Source organism: Psychrobacter maritimus (genome assembly GCF_029953575.1).
GTDB lineage: Bacteria > Pseudomonadota > Gammaproteobacteria > Pseudomonadales > Moraxellaceae > Psychrobacter > Psychrobacter maritimus.
In genome coordinates, this window is record NZ_CP124526.1 from 2,379,622 (window position 1) to 2,403,161 (window position 23,540).

At 42.3% G+C, this 23,540-nt stretch carries 18 protein-coding genes, 1 tRNA gene and 1 other RNA gene; 6 read left to right on the forward strand and 14 right to left on the reverse strand.

Going from position 1 to position 23,540, the window contains the following annotated elements:
* Position 1: 1 nt before the first annotated feature.
* The 5 genes from QJS82_RS10145 (at position 2) to QJS82_RS10165 (ending at position 7,314) form a co-directional block, all read left to right on the forward strand.
* Positions 2 to 826: a 3'-5' exonuclease gene (locus QJS82_RS10145; RefSeq protein ID WP_281490389.1), complete on the forward strand. Its 825-nt coding sequence runs from the start codon at positions 2 to 4 to the stop codon at positions 824 to 826.
* Between the two features lie 132 nt (positions 827 to 958).
* Complete coding sequence (gene rlmD / locus QJS82_RS10150) at positions 959 to 2,500, forward strand: 23S rRNA (uracil(1939)-C(5))-methyltransferase RlmD (RefSeq protein ID WP_281490390.1); 1,542 nt, start codon at positions 959 to 961, stop codon at positions 2,498 to 2,500.
* A 438-nt stretch (positions 2,501 to 2,938) separates the two neighbouring features.
* A complete protein-coding gene (locus tag QJS82_RS10155) occupies positions 2,939 to 5,491 on the forward strand; it encodes a RelA/SpoT family protein (RefSeq protein WP_281490391.1) in 2,553 nt (850 codons plus the stop codon).
* Positions 5,492 to 5,557: 66 nt separating this feature from the next.
* A complete protein-coding gene (mutM, locus tag QJS82_RS10160; protein WP_281490392.1) occupies positions 5,558 to 6,544 on the forward strand; it encodes a bifunctional DNA-formamidopyrimidine glycosylase/DNA-(apurinic or apyrimidinic site) lyase in 987 nt (328 codons plus the stop codon).
* 329 nt (positions 6,545 to 6,873) lie between these two features.
* Positions 6,874 to 7,314, forward strand: a complete 441-nt coding sequence (locus QJS82_RS10165; RefSeq protein ID WP_281490393.1) for a hypothetical protein — start codon at positions 6,874 to 6,876, stop codon at positions 7,312 to 7,314.
* A gap of 82 nt (positions 7,315 to 7,396) precedes the next feature.
* On the opposite strand, the gene mscL is transcribed toward QJS82_RS10165, so the two are convergent.
* From mscL to QJS82_RS10180, 3 genes are all read right to left on the reverse strand, one after another.
* Complete coding sequence (mscL, locus tag QJS82_RS10170; protein ID WP_281490394.1) at positions 7,397 to 7,840, reverse strand: large conductance mechanosensitive channel protein MscL; 444 nt, start codon at positions 7,838 to 7,840, stop codon at positions 7,397 to 7,399.
* Positions 7,841 to 8,229: 389 nt separating this feature from the next.
* Positions 8,230 to 10,077 carry a translational GTPase TypA gene (gene typA / locus QJS82_RS10175; protein WP_201562223.1) on the reverse strand — a complete coding sequence of 616 codons (1,848 nt, stop codon included), beginning with the start codon at positions 10,075 to 10,077 and terminating at the stop codon, positions 8,230 to 8,232.
* A 351-nt stretch (positions 10,078 to 10,428) separates the two neighbouring features.
* On the reverse strand, positions 10,429 to 11,610 hold the full coding sequence (locus tag QJS82_RS10180; RefSeq protein ID WP_201625074.1) for an OmpA family protein: 1,182 nt from the start codon (positions 11,608 to 11,610) through the stop codon (positions 10,429 to 10,431).
* Between the two features lie 564 nt (positions 11,611 to 12,174).
* On the opposite strand from QJS82_RS10180, the gene QJS82_RS10185 reads away from it, so the two are divergent.
* On the forward strand, positions 12,175 to 12,762 hold the full coding sequence (locus QJS82_RS10185) for a pilus assembly FimT family protein (RefSeq protein ID WP_281490395.1): 588 nt from the start codon (positions 12,175 to 12,177) through the stop codon (positions 12,760 to 12,762).
* Positions 12,763 to 12,783: 21 nt separating this feature from the next.
* Here the strand turns inward: QJS82_RS10185 and QJS82_RS10190 are convergent, their stop codons facing one another.
* The 11 genes from QJS82_RS10190 to bioA all read right to left on the reverse strand — a co-directional run bounded on the left by QJS82_RS10190 (position 12,784) and on the right by bioA (position 23,435).
* Positions 12,784 to 13,584, reverse strand: coding sequence for a pyridoxine 5'-phosphate synthase (locus QJS82_RS10190; RefSeq protein WP_281490396.1), 801 nt, complete (start codon positions 13,582 to 13,584; stop codon positions 12,784 to 12,786).
* Between the two features lie 65 nt (positions 13,585 to 13,649).
* Positions 13,650 to 14,447 carry a DNA repair protein RecO gene (recO, locus tag QJS82_RS10195; protein ID WP_281490397.1) on the reverse strand — a complete coding sequence of 266 codons (798 nt, stop codon included), beginning with the start codon at positions 14,445 to 14,447 and terminating at the stop codon, positions 13,650 to 13,652.
* Between the two features lie 81 nt (positions 14,448 to 14,528).
* A complete protein-coding gene (gene era / locus QJS82_RS10200; RefSeq protein WP_281490398.1) occupies positions 14,529 to 15,707 on the reverse strand; it encodes a GTPase Era in 1,179 nt (392 codons plus the stop codon).
* A 250-nt stretch (positions 15,708 to 15,957) separates the two neighbouring features.
* A complete protein-coding gene (rnc, locus tag QJS82_RS10205) occupies positions 15,958 to 16,755 on the reverse strand; it encodes a ribonuclease III (protein WP_183619926.1) in 798 nt (265 codons plus the stop codon).
* Between the two features lie 140 nt (positions 16,756 to 16,895).
* Positions 16,896 to 17,288 (reverse strand): DUF4845 domain-containing protein, encoded by a 393-nt coding sequence (locus QJS82_RS10210; protein ID WP_227670489.1) that lies wholly within the window; start codon positions 17,286 to 17,288, stop codon positions 16,896 to 16,898.
* Positions 17,289 to 17,482: 194 nt separating this feature from the next.
* On the reverse strand, positions 17,483 to 18,385 hold the full coding sequence (lepB, locus tag QJS82_RS10215) for a signal peptidase I (protein ID WP_201562235.1): 903 nt from the start codon (positions 18,383 to 18,385) through the stop codon (positions 17,483 to 17,485).
* A 107-nt stretch (positions 18,386 to 18,492) separates the two neighbouring features.
* Entirely contained in the window at positions 18,493 to 20,289 is a 1,797-nt protein-coding gene (gene lepA / locus QJS82_RS10220; RefSeq protein ID WP_201562237.1) for a translation elongation factor 4, read from the reverse strand.
* A 437-nt stretch (positions 20,290 to 20,726) separates the two neighbouring features.
* A tRNA-Met gene (locus tag QJS82_RS10225) sits at positions 20,727 to 20,803 on the reverse strand.
* A 134-nt stretch (positions 20,804 to 20,937) separates the two neighbouring features.
* Positions 20,938 to 21,304, reverse strand: an RNA gene (gene rnpB, locus QJS82_RS10230) — RNase P RNA component class A.
* A 74-nt stretch (positions 21,305 to 21,378) separates the two neighbouring features.
* Entirely contained in the window at positions 21,379 to 22,119 is a 741-nt protein-coding gene (gene bioD / locus QJS82_RS10235) for a dethiobiotin synthase (protein WP_281490399.1), read from the reverse strand.
* Positions 22,116 to 23,435, reverse strand: a complete 1,320-nt coding sequence (bioA, locus tag QJS82_RS10240) for an adenosylmethionine--8-amino-7-oxononanoate transaminase (RefSeq protein WP_281490400.1) — start codon at positions 23,433 to 23,435, stop codon at positions 22,116 to 22,118. Before bioA ends, bioD begins: the two co-directional genes overlap by 4 nt.
* Positions 23,436 to 23,540: the final 105 nt, after the last annotated feature.

Consider the following 23,540-nt stretch of genomic DNA (forward strand, 5'->3'; position numbering starts at 1 on the left):
TATGTCAAACGCCCTTTCGTCCAAACCTATCTTGGTCTTTGATATTGAGACGGTTGCCGATACCGAGGCTGCCCGCCGTATTTACCCACAATTGGCCGAGCTAAACGATGCCGATGCCTTAAGCGCGTTGACGGCGCTGCGACTCCAAGAAGCGGGACATGACTTTATGCGTTTGCCGCTGCAGCGTATTGTCTGTATTTCTGCCCTTTATATTAAAGACGGTCAATTTTCCTTATTTTCTTTGACGGCAGATAAGTTTAGCGAAAAAGACATTCTGAGCAAATTTTTCCGTGCATTCAGTGACCTTGAAAAGCTGCCGCAGCTGATTAGTTGGAACGGCTCAGGCTTTGATATTCCGGTGCTTATTTATCGCGCGATGCAGTATGACTTGGCAGCGCCGTGGTTATTTGAAGAAGGCGAGCGCATCAAAAACATGCGCTTTGATAACTATGTTAATCGTTTCCATACTCGCCATCTTGATTTGATGGACAGATTTAGCCAATACGGTGCCAGCCGCCGTGAAGCTATGGATGTCGTTGCCAGTCTTTATGGCTTACCCGGTAAAACCGATGTCGATGGCAGCATGGTTGGCGATCTGGTCAGCAATGGTGATTGGCAAACGTTGTCAATATATTGCGAATCGGATGTGATGAATACCTGGCTGATATATCTGCGCTGGTTACGGTTGACCGGTCAATTATCCTCACCGGATTTTAATGCTTGGCAACAGCAAAGCCGTGATTATTTGGCAAATTATACCCAAGCAGATGGCAGCCCACGTCATCATGAGTTTATTGCTGATTGGTCATCTGCGCCTGCACCATAGCAGACATTTTTATATAACGGACGTATTTATAAAAGCTTCTTTATAAAGATGACGTTTTAACAACTAACGTCTCACCCTCATTTATCGTTATTTATCATTTATTACTTACTATTTATTATTTAAGGCAGGTTTATGCAACCCACCGATTCAAAAAACTCTACCATCTTAGATACCAGCCAACAGCCTAACGAGACTCAGACTATTACTATTCCGCCAAGTAAGAAAAAATCCAAGCCGTCATCAAAAACGCGTCGCCGTTTAAAAGATGCTGAGCCACTACCTTTTAATATCGATGGCTTGTCACATGATGGTCGCGGCGTTGCGGTATATGGTAATGGATTCAGCGAAGCTGATGGTCATATCGAAGACAAACATGGCAAAAAGATTTTTGTTAGCTTTGCGCTACCGGGCGAAAGCGCGTTAGTCAAAATTACCAATAGCCGTACCAGCTTTGAAGAAGGTGATGCTGTGAGCATTACTGCCAATCCAAACCCTGAGCGCGCCGTGCCGCCCTGCCCGCATTTTGGCGTCTGCGGTGGCTGTAATTTGCAACATTGGCAGCCAGAGGGTCAAATCAACTTTAAGCAATCTGTGCTTGCTGAGATGCTTATCCATCAAGCGAATGTTGAACCGGATCATTGGCTCGCGCCTGTGGTCGGCGATCGCTTAGGTTACCGTACCAAAGCACGATTGGGCGTCCGTTATGTCGCCAAAAAAGAAACCGCCTTGGTTGGTTTCCGTGAGCGCTCAAGTAACTTTTTAGCGGAATTAAATGAGTGTCATATCTTAGACCCACGTATTGGTTTTGAGATTGAAAACTTAAAAGCCCTTATCAGCACCTTAGAGAGCCGTGACAAAATTGCCCAGCTTGAACTGGCTATGGGCGAAGCGATGCCAGAACTGCCCGATGGCAATCAGCCGGTTGCCCTTATCGTGCGTAATTTAGCGCCATTATCAGATGCTGATATTGAGAAGCTAAAAACGTTTTTTGCAGCGCGCAATTGGCAATTATATTTACAGTCAAAAGGCGCCGATAGCATTCAGCGTATTGTTTTGACGGAGAGTGACGATATGAGTGAGCAGTTTGGGCGCTTATATTATCAATTACCAGAGTATGATTTGACGTTTGAGTTTATCCCAACGGACTTTACCCAAGTCAATTTATCGGTAAACCGGCAGATGACCAAGCTTGCTTGTGATTTGTTAGATTTAAAAGCGGGCGAACGCGTGCTAGATTTATTCAGTGGCTTGGGCAACTTTAGCTTACCGCTAGCGCGTTTAGTCGGCGAAACGGGCTCGGTGGTCGGCGTTGAAGGCAGTGAAGCGATGACTGCCCGTGCTGCCGATAACGCACGTCGCAACGGAATTAATAATACTGAGTTTTATAGCCAAGATTTAACCCAAGATTGCACCGATAAACCTTGGGCCAATCAGGGCTTTGATGCGTTACTCATTGACCCGCCGCGTTCGGGCGCTTGGGAAATTATGCAGTATCTGCCGAAATTTAACGCCGAACGTATTGTCTATGTTTCTTGTAACCCTGCTACCCTCGCCCGCGATACCAAAGCCTTATTAGAGCAAGGCTATCGTTTGACGCATGCAGGCGTGATGGATATGTTCTGTCATACCGGTCACGTTGAGTCAATCGCGCGCTTTGAAAAAGTTTCAGCTTAGCACTTGCTTTAAGCGACTAATCTTTTAGAGCATGGCTCTTTAAGCGTGGTTTTTCGAGCATGGCTTTTTTAAGTGTGACATTTTAATAATCATAACGCTCATTTTTAACCGCATCGCTTTATGCAAAAACGGATTAAGCGATAAGGTTAATAATGCTGTATGTTATCAACACCGACATGATCATTACAGAGCCTTGCTTGATTTGTCATTGCAAAATGAGATAATAATAACCAATATATTGAGGCCTTCTTAATCGAGATATCATGAGTCTTGGTACTCATGGCTCTATATGTTATTTATCTCTATCATTTTATAGCTGCTAGAAAAGGATTTTTAGCGGCTGAATTGATTTATCGGTGTTATTTGCCTATCGCAAAATTTAAGTCTGCGTGGCAAATGAGGCGCTAATCAATTTTGAATAGCTAAGAGGAGTGGGCTATGGTAAAAATTCGTGAAGGATTACCGCTGGTAGATGGACAAACCACGCAAGCCGATAGCGCAACATTGGCGGCTCAACTGGTCGCGAGCCAACGCTCGCACCAGTCTGCTAATAGCTATGCCCAAATTCCACTCGATATCAAACATCAGCTTGCTACTCACAAGCTGCACACCACTTTTGATCGCTCTGCTCAGTATGCTTATCATAGTCATGACCCGAATCTCAAAGGTGAGTATTTGGAAAATCAGCTTTTTGATGACAGCTCTACGCTTTCAGAAAAAGAGCTTGAAGCGATTGATTTAGATCAAATAAATATCGACGTCCCCACTTGGCTTGATAATGTCGCCAAGCGTATTGGTCAAGAGTCTGTACCCAATCTTGCCGCTGCTTGCGAGTTTATCCGCAGTCATATGAATACCAGTGAATCTGAGCGCTCAGGTGCTTACGTCACGGGTATTGCGATGACCGATATCCTAACTTATCTTTATCAAGATGAAGATGCGCTCGTCGCAGCGATGCTCTATCGCAGCGCCCGTAAATCGATTATCAGCTTAGCTGAAATTGAAAAAAAATTCGGTGCGGATATTTCAACCTTGGTCAAAGACACCTTGGCAATGGGTAAGCTGTCCGAGATTATCGAAAGTAATAAGCGCTTAGAAGATCATTTTGTTAATAACCAGCGTGATCAGCTATCCAATATTTATAGCATGCTTATCTCCGTCACCAATGATGTACGCGTTGTGCTGATTAAATTGGCAGAACGGACCTTTGCCATGCGCGAATTGACCTTTTCTAGTGAAGAGCGGCAACACCGTGTTGCGCGTGAGGTCATGACTATTTATGCCCCATTGGCTCATAGGCTTGGTATTGCTCAGCTAAAATGGGAGCTTGAGGATCTTGCCTTCCGCTATCTTGCTCCTGAGCGCTATAAAGAGATTGCTCGGCTATTATCAGAAAAACGTAGCGAACGTGAGTCTTACATTCAGCGCGTACAAGATAAGCTCAATGCAGCCTTAGCAGAAGCCGGTATCGAAGCCGAGGTTTCAGGGCGCGTTAAGCATATCTACTCTATTTACCGAAAAATGAAGCTCAAAGGTTTGTCCTTTGATCAGCTTTATGACATTCGCGCGCTGCGCGTTTTGGTCACCAATCCTTCAGATTGCTATCACGTTTTGGGATTGGTACATGGTCTATGGCGCTATATTCCTGAGCAGTTCGACGACTATATTACCAATCCAAAATCTAACGGTTATCGCTCGCTACATACGGCGGTTATTGCCGAAAATAAATCGCTTGAAGTACAAATTCGTACGCATGAGATGCATTTTGAAGCTGAGCTTGGCATGTGCGCGCACGTCAACTATAAAGAAGGTCTAAAGAATAAAAAGGATAATTACCTTAACCAAAGAATCAGCTCATTACGGCAACTGCTTTCTATCAATAATGAGACGCGCAATCAGCCGCGTTCAGCATTATTAACCGGCGAAGAATTAGAAGAAATCGAGTTTGACGAAGAAGAGCAATTGGTTGATTTTGACGAGCTCGAGCGTATTTATATCTTTAGTCGTGATGGCGATATCACTGAGCTGCCAAAAGGCGCGACGGTACTGGATTTTGCCTATTATGTACACACGCAAGTTGGTAACCGTGCCCAAGCAGCGCGCGTCAATCAGCGTTATGTGCCGCTAACTTATCAGTTAAAGACGGGCGAGCAAGTAGAGATTATTACCAAAGCATCACGTGAGCCGAACCGCGATTGGCTGGTCGCCTCGCTTGGTTATATTCATACCAACCGCGCGCGCTCAAAGCTGCGTCAGTGGTTTAATAAGCAAGACCGCGATAAGAATATTGAGATAGGTCGCCAAATGCTTAGTAAAGAGCTTGAGCGTTTATCGGTCCATCCAAACAGTATCGATTTAAACGACTATACGCAGCATTTTAATGTCAATAATACCGATGATATTGTCGTCGGCTTGGTGACCGGTGATATTGGTCTTAACCAGCTGACCAGTCACATCTCTCGCCAGCTCCACCTAGAGCCTGAAAGACCGGAAGACGACTTTACCCCTAGCATTGACACTAGAGATGCAGGGAAACTCGATGCCTATAAAATCCATATCGATGGTTTGGATAATATCGAGATTAACCTAGCAGGCTGCTGTCATCCCGTCCACGGTGAACCTATTGCAGGCTACATTACTTTGTCACGCGGCGTCAGCGTCCATAATCGCGGCTGCCCTGAATATCTACGCTTGATTGAGCGCGACCCTGAACGCGAAATTGATGCTGCTTGGACGGTTAAATCGGGTCGTTATCAACCGGTAGATATTCATGTAGAAGCTTATGACAGACGCGGATTACTGCGCGATTTGACCCAAATTATTGATAAAGAAAACGTCAATATTCGTCAAGTTGAAACGCTGAGCAATGATGACAATATCGCCTTTTTAAAGTTTCATATTGAAGTCTCGGGGCTGGCACATTTATCCAAACTACTGGCCAAACTTGAACAGCAGCATGGTATCTTACATGCGCGCCGTGCGGTTGCTTGATTATTAAGTCAGCACAATTTTCCAAGAACACCTTTAATCCATAATAGAGTTTTCATAAGAAATACTATGCCTGAGTTACCCGAAGTAGAAACCACCAAAACCAGCCTTACGCCGTTATTAGGTCAGCAAGTCACCAATGTCAAAGTCTTCCAGCCAAAACTACGATGGTCGATGCCTGATGATTTGACTCAACTGGTTGATTACACTTTGGATAGCGTCGAGCGCCGAGCAAAGTATTTAATTCTGAATTTTATACCCGCAATTTCTGCGAACACCAACGCCTCTATCCAACCTGAGCAATTAGCCCCGCGGCAACTGTTGATTCATTTAGGTATGTCAGGTAGCTTACAGCAACACAGCTATGGCACTGATAAGCGTAAGCACGATCATTTGGTAGTGACGTTTAGTAGCACTGATGATAGCCAAACACAGCTACATTATTATGATCCAAGGCGCTTTGGCTCGGTGTTATGGTTTGATGATTATGGCCCCAAGCTATTAGATCATTTGGGTCCCGAGCCATTATCAGCAGAATTTACCGCTGATTATTTATATCATTTAATTCAACGTTCAAATAATCCAAATCCAACCCCTAATGACAGTATCGTTAATCATAGCAGCAATAATCAAAGCAACCCTAAAAAAGCGACGGCCAATAAAACATCTAACAAGCAACCAATCAAACGCGCCATTAAATCCGTTATTATGGAACAACAAATCGTCGTCGGCGTTGGTAATATTTATGCGACTGAAAGTCTTTACTTATCAGGCATTCATCCTGCAACGCCCGCTCATCAAGTTTCTTATGAGCAAATAGTTATTTTGGTTGACCATATCAAAGCAATTTTAAAAAAGGCGATAACCCTTGGCGGTTCCACCCTACGGGATTTTACCGTTGCTAGCGGCCAAACGGGTTATTTTCAACAAACCTTAAATGTCTACGGCAGGCAAGGTGAAACTTGTCCACACTGTGACACACTATTAGAAAACATTAAGCTTAATGGACGTGCCAGTGTTTTTTGCCCTGCCTGTCAGCCAATCAATAGTAAATAATCCTTGTTTAATAAGACTATACAGGTTTAAAGCAATATCATTGGTTAATTACTTTAAACCGCTTATTTATAGTCCTGCCTATACTCATTTAGCATGACTCATAATAAAAAAACGCTCTGCTAATACAGATGTCCTGCGCATTTTTGTTGCTTATTAGCCTACATCTTGCTTTAATAGTGCTAATATTTACATAAATAGTGCAAACCGTTTATTTATCTGTAATATTAAGAATAACTATCGTTGTCGCCTTATTTCTATAGGGAATTTGTCTCTGTGTGGAAATAGCAGCAGCTATTAATCATACTACTTATGAGTTTTAGGATATTATTATGAGTGCTCCAGCTAACATGAAACGCACCGCTAAATATAAGTTACTGACCATGATGGCAAGCATAAGCTTGATTTTTGCTAGCATGCAGCCCGCTTTAGCAGCGATAGAAATTGATGAAACTGATTTTGGCCCTTCTTACGAGACCATGGCAGTAGACACGATTGTCGGTAAACCACTACAATTGGTAGCTGCGGTAGCGGGAACTGCCGCCTATATCGTGAGCTTACCCTTCTCGCTGATTGGAGGCAATGCAGATCAAGCACAGCAAAAGTTATTCGTTGAGCCATGGGATGCAATGGGACGCTGCTTAGGCTGTACGGTTGCTGAAGACAATTACTATAAATCACAAGTTGTTGATAATAATGTCGTGCGTATTGTTGTCGATCGTCCTTCAGAGATTCTAATTAATACCAATGACTATGTAGTAGTTACGCCATAAGTTATAAGCATCGAGCTTATCAATCGACAATAAAAAAGGCTAACTTCTCGTTAGCCTTTTTTATTATCGTAAATACATGATATTATTTTGTAATGTGAGTATTGCTAAGCTTAGCACTAATCTCACGAAGCAATTGCACCTCTTCTGACGGCTCTTCTATTGCTTCTTCTACCTCGTCTTCACGGCGTAATCTATTCACCATTTTTACCATCATAAAGATAATAAACGCTAAAATTAGGAAGTTAATCAATACAGTGATAAAACTACCATAGGCCAATACTGGCACACCTGCCTCTTTAAGTGCATCGTACGTCATACCAACGCCTTCAGGTGCATCGCCTAACATGAAAAACATATTTTTAAAGTTGATTTCGCCGCCAGCAATAAAAGCGACGATAGGCATAATAATGTCTTCAACTAAAGAGGTCGTGATGGTCGCAAAAGCGCCACCAATGATGACACCGACCGCTAGGTCCATCACATTACCTTTTACAGCAAATTCTTTAAACTCAGATACCATACTCATAATATCACTCCTCAAAAGTCTTATCTATGTTCAGATAAACCTATGGTCAGATAAACAGCCGAATAGTTAATCTCATTTAGAGACCGTCTCTTAAAAACCATCTCTTAAAAACCATCTCTTAAAAATCACCTCTTAAAAATCACGTTTTAAGGGCAGCGTATTAAAAATGACGTAAGAAATTCTAAACAAACCAATCCAATTGATTAGCCGTATTATTATATATAAAAAACAGGCATAAAAAAATCAATATAAAGTGAACCATATTCGACTCACTCTATACTGCTGATTATAACTCTCACTTAATATAAATAAAGGAGATCTTTACCAATATCAAATACTTCTCTCAATTCTTAACAAAATGTATGATTAATATCATTTTTTGTCAATAATTAAGCACCTTTCTTACGACCGTGACGCTTACGCTCACTCTCAGTCAAGTAGCGCTTACGAAGACGAATGGCCTTCGGTGTTACTTCTACTAGCTCGTCATCTTGAATAAATTCAAGTGCCTGCTCAAGGGTAAACTTAACCGCTGGCGTTAGGGTTAGCGCTTCATCAGTACCACTGGCACGGACGTTGGTCAACTGCTTAGCAGTCGTTGGGTTAACTGCCATGTCATCGTTACGCGAGTTCAAACCAACGATCATACCTTCGTATACTTCTAGCTGTGGCTCAGCGAACAATTTACCACGTTTTTGTAGGTTAAATAGCGCAAAACCTAGGCAAACGCCCTTCGCCATAGAAACCAAGACACCATTAGAGCGAGCACCAACATCACCAACTTTCTGTGGGCCGTAATGTGAGAAGCTTGACGTCATGATACCTGTACCTGAAGTTAAGGTTAGGAACTCAGAACGGAAACCAATCAAACCACGTGCTGGCATTGTCGCTTCGATACGCATACGACCTTTACCATCAAGCTCCATATTGGTCATCTCGCCTTTACGCAAGCCAACCTGCTCCATGATAGGACCTTGATGCGCATCTTCGATATCAAAAACAACGTTTTCATATGGCTCTTGTAGCTTGCCGTCAACTTCTTTAACGATAACTTCTGGGCCTGAAACACCCATCTCAAAACCTTCACGGCGCATGTTTTCAATCAATACAGACAGATGAAGCTCACCACGACCTGATACTTTAAATTTATCAGGAGACTCAGTATCTTCTACACGTAGTGCCACGTTATGAATCAATTCACGCTCAAGACGCTCACGAATATTACGTGAGGTCACAAACTTACCTTCACGACCAGCAAACGGTGAATTGTTTACTTGGAAATTCATAGATACGGTTGGCTCATCGACAGTCAGTGCTGGCAACGCTTCAACAGCGCTAGGATCACAAATTGTATCTGAAATATTAAGCGCATCGATACCAGTAATACAAACGATATCACCCGCTTGTGCATCTTCTACATCAATACGATCAAGACCATGATAGCCCATAATTTTTAGAATACGGCCATTACGAGTATCGCCATTTTTATCAATGACAGTTACTGGTGTATTGGTTTTTACTTTACCGCGCTGGATACGACCAATACCGATAACACCAACGAAGCTATTGTAATCAAGGCTAGAGATTTGCATACGGAATGGCGCTTCAGCATCAACTTGAGGAGGCTGAACCACATCAACGATGGTTTTAAACAGCGGCGTCATATCGTCCGCTAAGTTGTCTGCTTCTAAGCCAGCAATACCATTCAATGCTGAGGCATAAACAACTGGAAAATCTAATTGCTCATCTGTCGCACCAAGGTTATCAAACAAATCAAAAATCTGATCCATTACCCAATCAGGGCGTGAACCTGGACGGTCAATCTTGTTAATAACAACAATCGGTTTTAGACCTTGCTCGAATGCTTTTTGAGTCACAAAACGTGTCTGTGGCATCGGGCCATCAACGCCGTCAACGACTAATAATACGCAGTCAACCATTGACATAACACGTTCAACTTCACCACCAAAATCGGCGTGGCCTGGGGTATCAACAATGTTAATACGGTATTCAGTGCCATCAGTATCATCTGTCCAGCGGATAGCTGTATTTTTTGCCAAGATGGTAATACCACGCTCTTGCTCAATATCACCTGAATCCATTGCACGTTCAGCAATGTTTGCACGATCGCCAAAAGTACCAGATTGATGTAATAGCTTGTCAACCAAAGTGGTTTTACCGTGGTCAACGTGGGCAATAATTGCAATGTTACGCAGGTGTTTGATATCGTTCGCCATATAAAATGCTCGTTTCGTCTTAAAAAAATGTAGTAGCAGTTAGCACCGCTGGATAAACTGTTACCACCAACCAAATAGACATGATTATTTTATGATTAAATGATTGCGCAATAGGCACAATCGATTAATATTATTAAAATCAAAGACCTATGCTGGTAAATCCATCGTACAGATAGCTATGCTAATGTACACTTTGTCAATTTACAAAGTGTTTGGGTCGTTAGTATAACATTATTGCATCATGATTTTATGCAATAACTTACTTTTCTCAACACATAAATAAAAAAAAGCCACCCAAAGGGTGACTTTTTTTGTAACTAATTACATTATAACATAATTAGAAGCTATTACTTATTGAACAACCATATCTTTAGTTTGTTCAACAGTCATGGTTTTGTCACCAGTGATGATGGCATATACACGACGGTTCATAGCACGACCTTCTTCAGTGTTGTTGTCAGCGATTGGTTGGTCATAACCGTAACCAACTGTTGATAGACGGTTTGGTGCGATACCAAATTCGTTAGTCAACATAGATTTCACTGCAACAGCACGAGCTTCAGATAGACGTTGGTTGTAACGTGCTGAAGGACCAGTTTTAGAAGCATGACCTTCTACGCGTGCTGTAGAGTTAGGATACTCACGCATCTTCTCTGCTACTTTAGCGATTTCTGGTTTGTATTGGTTTTTGATAGCTGATTTGTCGTTATCAAAGAATACACGTAGTTCCATTTTCAGTTCATCAGTAATATCTACTGGTACTGGGCAACCGCGCTCATCAACCACTACGTTCATTGGAGTGCCTGGGCATGCATCGATGCTATCAGGTACGCCATCACCGTCAGAGTCAAGATCAGACTCAACAACAACGATTGGTGGAGTTACTACGTTAGGCTCTTCCATTGGTGGAACAGCTACTGTAGGTGCTAAATGCCCACCTAGTACAACTTCTAGACCGGCCAAGGCCATGCCTTCCCACCAGTTTTGGTCAAAGTTATGAATCGCACGAGCTTCACCACGTAGGCTTAGCGCATCATTGATACGATACATAGCACCTAGACCTAGGTTACCGATAGTATCTTTAGTACTTGTAACTTCGTTACCAGAGGCATCTTCGATTTCGATTTTAGATTGACCAGCACCAACTAATGCATATGGTTTAAATGCGTTATCAGTGTAGCCACTGAACTCTTCAAAACCGATCAAGAAGTTACCAGAAATCATTTCTTGTTCTGTATCTAAAGTTCTACCTAAGCTACTGATAGCATCAGTATTAGATACACCATACTCAACTTGGAACTGAGTAGAAGGCGTTAGTTCAATACCGAGTGCTGCACCAGTATATAAACCATTTTCTTTATAAAAGTTTTCGCCGCTTCCATTATAGTTTTCTAATAGCTCACGTTGCTCATCATCAGCGCCTTCGCTGTAATGATAACCAAGTAGTAATGGGCTAATAGTAACACCAGCGTTTGCTGCTAGTGGGGCCGCTGTGATGGCAAACAATGCCAAAGCAATTTTATTTAATTTCATGAACTTCCTCCAAAGGATAATTTTAGTAATGCCTTAAGCAAAACTGCTTCTCAAGATGGCTGAAAATAGACATCATTTACGAATTTGAAATTACAAAGCAAAACCAATTAAGAAGTAGCTTAGCGATTATCAATTCAGTTTACAACTTTTTTCGTTAACCAGCTACACATTATTACACGATAATGTCATAACTAAAACACATTAGCCAGCTTAACTTACTGAGGACTAACACACTTTACACTTTTTATCTTTTGTATGTTAGGTCGCAATAGATGATGAAACGAATCATACCTATTGTTTCAACTTATTTTAATACAAATAATTTATTTTCTCTATTGTTAAAACCATTGATTCACGAATTGAAACATTTATTGACAGTAGACATATATTTAGTTTATATTCAAAATACTAAACATTATTCTACTATATAGTAAGTAATAGAATCTTGTTAACTTCCATTAAATCATTAATGGTTTAGATATTGAATATTATTAATAATGCTAAAAATTTTGCTCAATGACCTTTCATATATTGCCATACCTCTTATATAGGTAGCAGTTCATCATGATGAAATCATATAAAGTCTTACCCAACAGACCAAATTACTTTCAGCCAAAGAATGAGCGGGGTTTTACTTTAGTAGAGGTGATCGTCACAATCGCAGTCTTAGCTATCCTAACAATGATTGCGACACCTTACATCTTAGAGCAATTAGCACGCATGGAAGCGAAACGTATTGAAAGTCAAATCAGAAATACGCTGACATTAGCAAAAGCTGAAAGTTATATCAGAAGACAAGACTTGCTGGTTTGCCTTTCCAACAGTGGTGGCTTATGCCACAGAGACAGTTATAAGCAGTTATTATTATTCTCAGATAAAAACAATAATAAGAATTTTGATTTAGGGGTCGACGACCTGTTAGAAGAACAAGCCTTAGAGCCTAAATACAGTACATTATATTTACGTGTGGGAGATAAGCGCCATTACACTAAATTCTGGGGCGATAGCGGTAAGCCTCGCGGCCACTTTGGACATTTTAAATACTGTCCAACCTCTACCTACAATCATACCATGTATCAAATCTCGTTCAGTCAAGGTGGCCGTGTTACTTATAAACCTAATGCGAGCCACCCTACTGATTGCGGAAAGTAAAAAACGACAAGGTTAAAATAATTAAGCACTTTCATGCATAGCATTTTTCATCATAATTACCGCCTGCTCTAATCCAACAAAAACAGCATCGGCAATAAGGGCATGTCCAATATTTAGCTCATATATACCGTTAATTTGGGCGATCGCATAGACATTATCGCGCGTGAGACCATGACCTGCATTAATCAGCATATTGCTATTAGCATCTTGGGCAGTCCGCACCGCTTGCTTAATCCGCGTAAGTTCAGTATTCATCTTATCGATGTTACCGGCTAGACCTGCCTCAGCATAAGCACCTGTATGTAGCTCAATCGCATCGGCACCGCAAGTTACCGCTGCAGCAATTTGCTTGTCTTTTGGATCGATAAACAAAGAGACTTTAATACCGACTGCTTGTAACTTGGCAATATAATCCGTCAACCAAGGCATCTGCCCTGCAACATCAAGACCACCTTCGGTAGTCAACTCAGCACGCTTCTCTGGCACTAAGCAGACCCAAAATGGCTTGACCTTGCGAGCAATCTCAAGCATCTCAGTCGTTGCGGCAATCTCTAAATTCATTCTTGTGGTCAGCTGCTCGGCAATCTCGTACACATCGGCATCTTGAATATGACGACGGTCTTCACGTAAATGAATCGTGATACCATCTGCTCCTGCTTGCTCACATAACAAAGCGGCTGCCAACGGACTTGGATAGCTGACACCTCTTGCTTGGCGTAAAGTCGCTACATGGTCAATATTGACCCCTAATAGAGGTTTTTTTAAGCTGCTCTCTAAGGTTTGTGTTGAGTTAGCTGCCTGTACTACCTTTGTGTTAATCATAAAAAATCCTTTCAATAATATCCAGATCATTTACTAAAAAGTGGGATATAAAACCTTTATAAACCCTAGGATTGATAGCGCTGTTGCTGCTGCCAAAGCAAACGACTTTGTAATGGTTGGTAATCAAGCAGATGATCAATCAGTTGTCGATGCAAACGTGACCAAGTATTGAGCGTAACAGCAGATATGCCATGCTCTACCATCAATAAAACCTCACTACCTTTAAAAACTGTTTGCGCTATTGCGTTTTCGTTATTATCGTTATAGACAATCGCTACCAAGCCCACATCAGGCAAGAAGCGATACATGGCACTGGATTCAATAGGCTGATCTAGACTGTCATGTTTTAACGTTAAGGCAAAGCCCAATTCATTAAACAAATAGGTCTCAAACTGGCGCAAACACAAACGCAACTCGTTAGCAATTAAAGGTTGCTTAAGCTGGTATAGGCTGTTTTGATAGTGTTGCCATAATACTGGCATAGGATCTTCAGTAGGTAGTAGCCGCCATAATATCTCATTCAAGTAAAGGGCAGCGTACTGATGTTGCCCACTAATACTCTCGTGGTGCAACGCTTCTGCTAGGTTTGCCTGACTGTCTTCTGGCGCTAAAAAATCTTGTGTTACAGAACCTTGTGTTACAGAACCTTGAATTGAGCTTAGTGGCGCAATATTAATCTGACTGAATGTTTTTAAATCGCGTTTACCAGTTGCAAAAAGTTGCAGTGGCATAAAGAGCGGCGCGCCTTTTTTGCCAATCCCATGGATAACCCCATGTTGCTGAGAAAATAAATAGTATAAGGCGCGTTTTTCTTGGTAAGGACGCTGATGTAATAAATAACCGATTAACGCTTCGTTACGCATGGATTATTACCTCAGCAATGATGATATAAATGCATGGCGACACAAATATATGTACACCATGCCATTTCTGTTAAAGCACTATTAATATCCCAAACTGGTCAAAGCACGCTCATCATCAGACCAACCACGCTTCACTTTTACCCACAGTGTTAACATGATTTTCTTATCAAACAGCTGTTCCATATCTTTACGCGCATCCATGCCCACTTGCTTGATACGCTGACCTTTATCACCAATGACGATTGCTTTTTGCCCACTGCGCTCGACATAAATGGTCGCATCGATAAAGGTACAAGCTTTACGTGGACGACCGGTTTTTGGGTCTATATGCGCCGCTTCGTCTTTAAAGCCATCAATCTGTACGGTTAAATCGTATGGTACTTCATCGCCCGCACTACGCATGATTTTTTCGCGGATAATTTCACTGGCTAAAAAGCGCTCTGAGCGATCGGTAATCTGTTCAGTATCATAAATAGGATCAGCGATTGGCAAATGTGAGGCGATCACTTCTTGCAAACGATCTAAGTTTTGATTTTTTAAAGCAGAAACAGGGACAATATCAGCAAAATCGAAACTGTCACTAAAGGTTTCGATCAGTGGCAACACGCTGCCTTTATCTTTTAAAGTATCGGCTTTGTTAATCACCAATACCACGGTCAGATTGGTATCGCCAAGTTTTTGTAATGTTAATAAGTCATCGTCGCGCCATTGATCTGAATCAACAACAAATAAGACCAAATCAACATCAACCAACGCAGATACCGCGGCTTTATTCATGCGCTCATTGATAGCACGCACTTCATTGCGATGAATCCCTGGGGTATCAACAAACACCGCTTGCATCTCATCGTTAGACAAAATACCGTGAATACGATGGCGGGTCGTTTGTGGTTTACGCGAGGTAATAGACAGTTTTTGACCCAACAAGTGGTTCATCAAGGTTGATTTACCCACATTCGGGCGACCAACAATGGCCACGTAACCAGTTTTAAAACCATCAACCATATTTGCATGGTTATTGGGTGAAAAGAACTCTTCAATAGCCGTGTCATTTTCTAGCGCGCTGTCTTCTATTGCGTTACTTTCTAATGCATGGTTTTCTAACATAGCATCTTTTGTGCTATCAACATTTAGCTTAGTATCATTTAATCTAGCGTTATTTGATTCGGCATGGTTTTGGGTTGAACTGGTATTGGTGTTTTCGGTCATATTTTTGGCATTATCTTCATTATTTAATGGCAAGTCGTTGTGATTGCTCATGGGTTAATCCTATGGAGGTTGTCATCAGTCACGCCACTTAATTGCTGGTTTGAATTAAAGCGGCATAAATCTGATCATGTTGAGAATATTTGGTATTTCGAATAATCATTTATTGAAACAAGCGAAAACTAAGTATTTAGGAAACTAAGTATTTAGGAAACTAAGTATTTAGAAAACTGAACATTTAGAAAACTGAACATTGAGAAAATGGACTTTAAAAATTTTGTTTGAAACACGTTTGAAAAATTAGCTATGAGCGTTTTTTAGGCTGACCTGGCAATTTATGCAATTGATTAATCATCAGCTCTGCCGCTTTTTGCTCAGCGATACGGCGACTTTCGCCCGATTCAGTAATATCAGGACAGTTATTAATATTTACCTGACAGCGCACCACAAAAATTTGATGCGGGGCATTGCCACGGGTTTCCATCAGCTCATAATGCGGCAAATCAAACTGCTTAGATTGCAACCATTCTTGTAAGCGACTTTTGGCATCTTTGAGCGCTTTTTGATCATTAACATTGTCAATGAGGTCGCCATACCAAGAAAGCACACAGTCACGGGTAATATCCATATCTTGGCTGTCTAGATAAATCGCCCCAATCAATGACTCGACGGCATCCGCTAGAATAGAAGCACGATTGCGCCCGCCACCTTTACGCTCACCGACTCCCAATATCAATTGATTAGAAAGCTCTAGGTTTTGCGCAATAATAACCAGCGATTCTTGCCGAACTAAAGTTGCGCGCATACGGGTCAAACGACCTTCGTTTTGCGTCGGATAACGGTGATATAACGCTTCACCGACTATCATACCTAGTAGCGCATCGCCCAAAAACTCTAAACGCTCATAGTTTTTCTTACTATCAAACGAGCGATGGGTGAGCGCCAGCTTAGGCAAACTCAAATCATTAAACACATAACCCAACTTGCGCGTTAATATCGCTAACCGTTGAATAAATTCTGAGCTAATAATAAGCGTGTCATCAGACATGCTACTTTTTTGGTGATTAGGAACCGCCTGAGGATACTGCGAAGTTGGTTTCATGCGTGGTTTGTGATTATCCCTTTTGTTGCATTAATGAATATGAAATATGACGAACTGGTGCTGCATTAAAATCTATTAAATTTGTTAAAAAAGTAAATATCAGCTAACAACCTTTGTTTTTCTAAGATGTAGAATGGTCATTATTCGGCTGTGATTGCATCAATGTCGCCTTCAAAGCGATTAACGATATCGATATTACCAAAAAGTTTATTGGTGACTTCATACTGCTTATGAATAGCCAACTGCCCTGTTTTTTTATCTGTAAAGGTAAAAACCTCTTCTGCTTTGGTATCATAATCGGCATTAATAGACAGCTGTTTATTGACACGTTCAACAAATTGTTTGGCTGTTTCTTTATTGGCATTGGATTCTTTAAGCTGCGCGCTTAACGTTTTAGTCAGCTGATAATCACCAATCTGCGCCGGTACGATAGCGACAATCAATTTGGCAGCCACACCCAAAACGATAATGATAAAAACAACACTAGTGACACTAGCACCGCGCTGCGAAGACAAACCAGATAATTGATGCACTATAATACCTCTCAAAGGGTAAATTACTTAAGTTGCTATAGATAAACCGCTAAAAGTTCAAAAACTGTATTTTAATCTTACTTAATAACACAGTTTTTAAATCGATCTGTCTAAGTCAGTTAGCAGTTTATTAGATAGGCATAATATTAGCACAAACTATTATCGGTAAATCAATCTTTAGCGCATCGATGATATCAATCAATACTACCATTACGTTTAAAGGTAGGTAAGTTAAGACCGGGTGGCTTATGCATCCAGATATAGACCGCTTTACCCGCTAAATTGTCATCAGGAACAAAGCCCCAAAAACGCCCATCAGCACTACGATCGCGGTTATCACCCATCACAAAGTAATGACCTTCTGGTACCTTGATACGCCATTCTGTCCCTTCAGAACTCACTACTTCTGGCGATTCTTGCTGTAAAAATGGCGCATATTGTGCACTATTCATATCAGGTAAATAACGAACCAAGTGTTTGTTATCCCCTTGAATCTCTTCAAAGTACTGCGCCGCATTTTCTTCTTGTTGACCCATTTGTATAGCATTGTCTTCCGTCAAGACTTGGCCTGGTGCAACTTGTCCTGCTGGATATAACTGTGAGGTCAGCTCGGCATCGGCATCAAAATCTACCGCTTTGGTAGGAACTGGCGTGTCGTTAATCGCTAGCGTCCCTTGATTATAACTGACGGTATCACCCGGCAGACCAATGACGCGCTTGATATAATAAATACTTGGATTTTCAGGATAGCGGAAGACCGCCACATCGCCATGTTCAGGCGCGCCTGTATCAAGCACCTTATTATAAGTGAGCGGCAGGCGCACACCGTAAGCGTATTTATTGACCGCGATAAAATCGCCGGTATATAGCGTTGGTACCATAGATGATGAAGGAATATTAAACGGCTCAATTAAGAATGAGCGCACAATCAACACCACCGCTAGCACAGGGAAAAAGTCATACGCCCAGCGCACCAGCAAGCTTTCTTGACCGCGGCCTCGTGTTTTACGTTGTTTGAGCGTCAGCTTATCTAATAGCCAAATAATACCTAAACCAATGGTTAAAGGCACTAAAATCAAATTAAAATCAAAATCCATACTTATTTGCCTATTAGCGAGCTACTTATCTGCCAGTCTTTATGATTAATAAATGAGATATTAAAAAAGATATTAAGACAGATGACGTTTGATCATTTATCGGTGATTTATTCAACTTGCAAAACGGCTAAGAAGGCTTCTTGTGGAATTTCCACATTACCCACTTGCTTCATACGTTTTTTACCGGCTTTCTGTTTTGAGAGCAGCTTTTTCTTACGCGAAACGTCACCACCATAACACTTGGCTAAGACGTCTTTACGCATGGCTTTTACCGTACTACGGCCGATAATTTGACTGCCAATTGCGGCCTGAATCGCTACATCAAACATCTGACGCGGAATCAGCTCTTTCATTTTACCAACCAATGCGTTACCACGGTAGCGTGCTTGGTCTTGGTGCACAATCATGGCTAAGGCATCGACTTTCTCACCATTAATCAGCACGTCAACTTTGACCAATTTATCCACTTGATAACGCTCGAAGTTGTAATCCAGCGACGCAAAACCGCGCGAGACTGACTTTAGACGGTCAAAGAAGTCCATGACCACCTCGCCCATCGGAATATCAAAAATCAGCTGCACTTGACGGCCCATAAAACGCATATCCACCTGTACACCGCGGCGCTCGATACAAAGCGTCATCACGTTACCCAAGTAATCTTGCGGTACTAAAATCTGACAGCGTGCAATCGGCTCACGGAACTCTTCGATATTATTCGGCTCAGGCAATCTTGATGGATTATCCACATAGATTATTTCGCCGTTCTTCTTTTCAATCTCATAAATAACCGATGGCGCCGTAGTGATTAAATCCAAGTCATATTCGCGCTCTAAACGCTCTTGGATAATCTCCATGTGCAGCATACCTAAGAAGCCACAGCGGAAACCAAAGCCAAGCGCATCAGAAGTATCAGGCTCAAAAAACAATGAGGCATCGTTAATCTGTAGTTTTTGCAGCGCTTCACGGAATTTTTCAAAATCGCTAGAGTCAACTGGGAACATACCCGAATAAACCTGCGGGGTAATCTGTTTAAAACCAGGAATACGTTCAACATCAGGGGTCTTGGAATGGGTAATCGTATCACCCACGGGAGCGCCTGCAATGTCTTTAATACCGGCAATGATAAAGCCAACTTCACCGGCTTCTAAAATTCCCGTATCTAAAGGCTTCGGCGTAAAGACACCAATCGAGCTGACCAAATGCGCTTCTTTGGTCGATAAGATATAAATCTTATCGCCTTTTTTGACCGTTCCTTCACGGACACGTACGAGTGAGACCACGCCTAGATAACTGTCAAACCATGAATCGATAATCAATGCTTGGAGCGGCGCCTCACGATCGCCGGTTGGCGCAGGAATAAACTCGACCAAGGCTTCTAGCAGCTTATCGACGCCAAGACCAGATTTCGCTGATACGCGCGGCGCATCAACGGCATCAATGCCAATGATGTCTTCAATCTCTTGAATCACACGCTCAGGCTCAACTTGTGGCAAGTCAATTTTATTAAGAACCGCCATCACCTCTAAGCCTTGGTCAACGGCGGTATAGCAGTTGGCCACTGATTGCGCTTCTACCCCTTGCGCAGCATCAACGACCAATAGCGCACCTTCACAAGCGGCTAATGAGCGTGATACTTCATATGAAAAATCAACGTGACCAGGCGTATCAATAAAGTTTAGCTGATAACGCTCACCGTTAGGATGGTCATAAAACAAAGTCACAGACTGGGCTTTAATAGTGATGCCGCGCTCACGCTCAATGTCCATAGAATCGAGGACCTGCGCCTGCATTTCACGGTCTTGCAAGGCACCGCACATCTGAATAAAACGATCGGCAAGGGTCGACTTGCCATGATCAATGTGGGCAATAATAGAAAAGTTACGAATATTGGCTAATGCAGTCACAAAGCGCCTACTAAATAATGGAGGATTGAATAACGAAAATAAATGCTGTCAGATAGAATCAATACAATGCTTACTCATACTTCGTATCAGCCAATACGCCAATACGCCGATAGTGTCGTAATAAGTAAAGAAATTATCGATGCTAAGGTAAAAGCTCATGGCGCTTATTACTACTTACTAACTCAATTGGTTAGTGGTTAATACGCGCAGACATGTGAGGGTATTCTAGCAGTTTTCCACTGTAAAGTAAGGCGATTTTATTAGCAAGATGTTGCGTGATACATGACGGCAATCAAGCATGATTAAAATACAAAAATACTTGCTCATTGAGAAGTAAGATAAAGCCGCTGAGCTAGACGCCATTTGGCAAAAATCAGGCAAAAAAAAACCAATCACAGAATGATTGGCATTTTTAATACTGCTAGTCTTACTATAAATGGTGGCGATGAAGAGACTTGAACTCTTGACCTCACGATTATGAGTCATGCGCTCTAACCAGCTGAGCTACATCGCCATTTAAGGCTCGGTATAATACCGATAGAGATGACTATCGTCAACCCCTAATTATCGTTTTTTTGCAAAAAATAGAAATTTAATTCAAATTAATGGCAAATATGCATAATACTAACGATAAAAACGAACAATAAAAAAGTTGGTAGACCGATAAGCCGGGTTCTGTCGTGGACGATCATTCCTCTAGGCGTATCATCGCTGATACGCTCAAGCAACCTACCCGCATCGAACGCGGGCCGCGCCATGCCGATGCCTATTTGGTCTTGCTACGCGTGGAGTTTACCATGCCGTGAACTGTTGCCAGCCACGCGGTGCGCTCTTACCGCACCCTTTCACCCTTACCGATAATGTCTTGCGACACTAAAGGCGGTCTACTCTCTGCTGCACTGGTCGTCAAGTTACCCTGCCCAGCCGTTAGCTGGCACGCTGCCCTATGTAGCCCGGACTTTCCTCCCCTGCGCATCTGTTGCCAGTGTGCAGCGGCGATCGTCTAGTCTACCAAGCGCGCTAGTATAGCAAACCTAAAGGCTGCGTGGGAATGTCTTTTGTGCTTATTTTGATTTTATACCAAATAATTCAAATAATGGCTTCAATAAAATGCTGCGGTAATATTAAATCACCATTTATTTCTTCTTCAAATTTATTTTTAGCTTGGCGTGACAGCTGTAACCAATGGGCATTTGGATAATGTTGCGCTAAGTGGTTTTTTAAATAATCAATCGTGCTATCAGCTATTTGCTTATCCGTCTGGGCAGCGCTGTCATGAATATGGTTATAAATGACGCTATGTACCGTTAAGCCACGCGCGTTAATCGCCTCTAAACTCAGCAAGGTGTGATTGATACTACCAAGTCGACCTGATGTGACTAAAATCACCGGATGACCTTGAGTAGCAATATAATCTAAAGTTAATAGCTGCTCGGTTATGGGCACAAGCAAGCCACCTGCGCCTTCTAACAGCACCACCTCATAATCTGCTTGCAGACTTTTTGTGGCGTTCGTAATCACATCAGGATCTAAAACGGTGTTAGCAAGTTTCACTGCCAAATGCGGCGACGCCGGCTTCTCATAACGATATGGACACGTGGTAAAGTCAAAATCACAAGGCTGCAGCGCTATATCCATTAATTGACGATGAGTAACAATATCATCGGCAATATTCATCTCACCAGTATCACAATTGACGCTAACGCCTGTTTGTACCAGCTTTTGAGTGATGACGTTAATACCTTGCTGTATCAGCGCTTTTGCTATCATGCCTGTGGCATAGGTTTTACCAATATCGGTATCAATACCGGAGATAAATAGCACACTCATAGCAAAACTCTGTTGGTCGTAGAAATTTGATTCAAGTACGAAGTGACGACGGTTAGTAGCGCTTGGCATAACGTCGCCAGCTCATCATCAGTAATGACAAAGGGAGGCATGATATAGACCAATTTACCAAACGGTCGCACCCAAATACCATTGTCAATCAATAAGGATTGGAAAACTGGCATGTCAACGGCTGTCTCTAACTCAATCACAGCAACGGCGCCCAAACAACGTACTTCTTTAACGCCATCTAACGTCTCTGCAGGGGCGAGCTGTTGTTCCATCACGGCTTGCATATTTGCCGTACACGCTTCGATATTGTAGGACAAAATTAAATCAATCGATGCACAAGCAACGGCACAGGCCAGCGGATTACCCATAAAAGTCGGACCATGCATGAGGGCTGGATAAGCACTATCATGGATGGTATCAGCGACCTTACGCGTGCATAAAGTCGCGGCAAAAGTCATATAGCCGCCTGTAAGTGCCTTACCAATGGTCATAACATCAGGGCTAATATTGGCATGTTCGCAAGCAAACAGCTTGCCACTACGCCCAAAGCCTGTCGCGATTTCATCAGCAATGAGCAACACGTTATGCTCATCACACAACTGGCGCAACAGTTGCAGATATTCCGGACTATAAAAACGCATCCCGCCTGCGCCTTGAATAATAGGCTCAATAATAAAACCAGCAAGCTGATGGCTATGTTTAGCAAAAAATGTCGTTAATTCATCACGCTCATTTTGCGTTAGCTCACGCTCAAACCCTAAGGGCGGTGCAGGCACGAAATGCTGCAAAGGCAATTGCTTACCATACAGGCTATGCATGCCAGCAATCGGGTCACAAACACTCATCGCATGCCATGTATCACCATAATAGCCTGACTGGGTCGAGGCAAACTGGCACTTTTGCGGCTGCTTAGCAGCAATTTGATATTGCAACGCCATTTTTAATGCCACTTCGACGGCAATGCTACCGCTATCGGCATAAAATATCGCATCAAGTCCAGCAGGTACAATAGCTAGCAGCTTTTTGCCTAAATCTATCGCGGGTTGATGGGTCAACCCGCCAAACATCACATGCGCCATCTTACCCAACTGTTCAATCATCGCTGCATTTAACTTGGGGTGATTATAGCCATGTACACTCGCCCACCATGACGACATACCGTCAATCAGGCGTGTGCCATCTTTAGTGACGATATAAATACCTTCGGCATGGTCAATAACGATATTTGGATAGGTGGGCGGTAAACTGGCATAAGGATGCCAAAGGTGTTGCTGGTCGAAGTGGCTGGTAGCAGTACTGACAGTCATAGTACGCTCGCAAACGACAAGCATTTATTTTTAAAAAAGCGTATGGCAAGTTGAATATCCGTATTCGTCATATTATTCCTAGTGATTAGCACTTTCGTATATCGA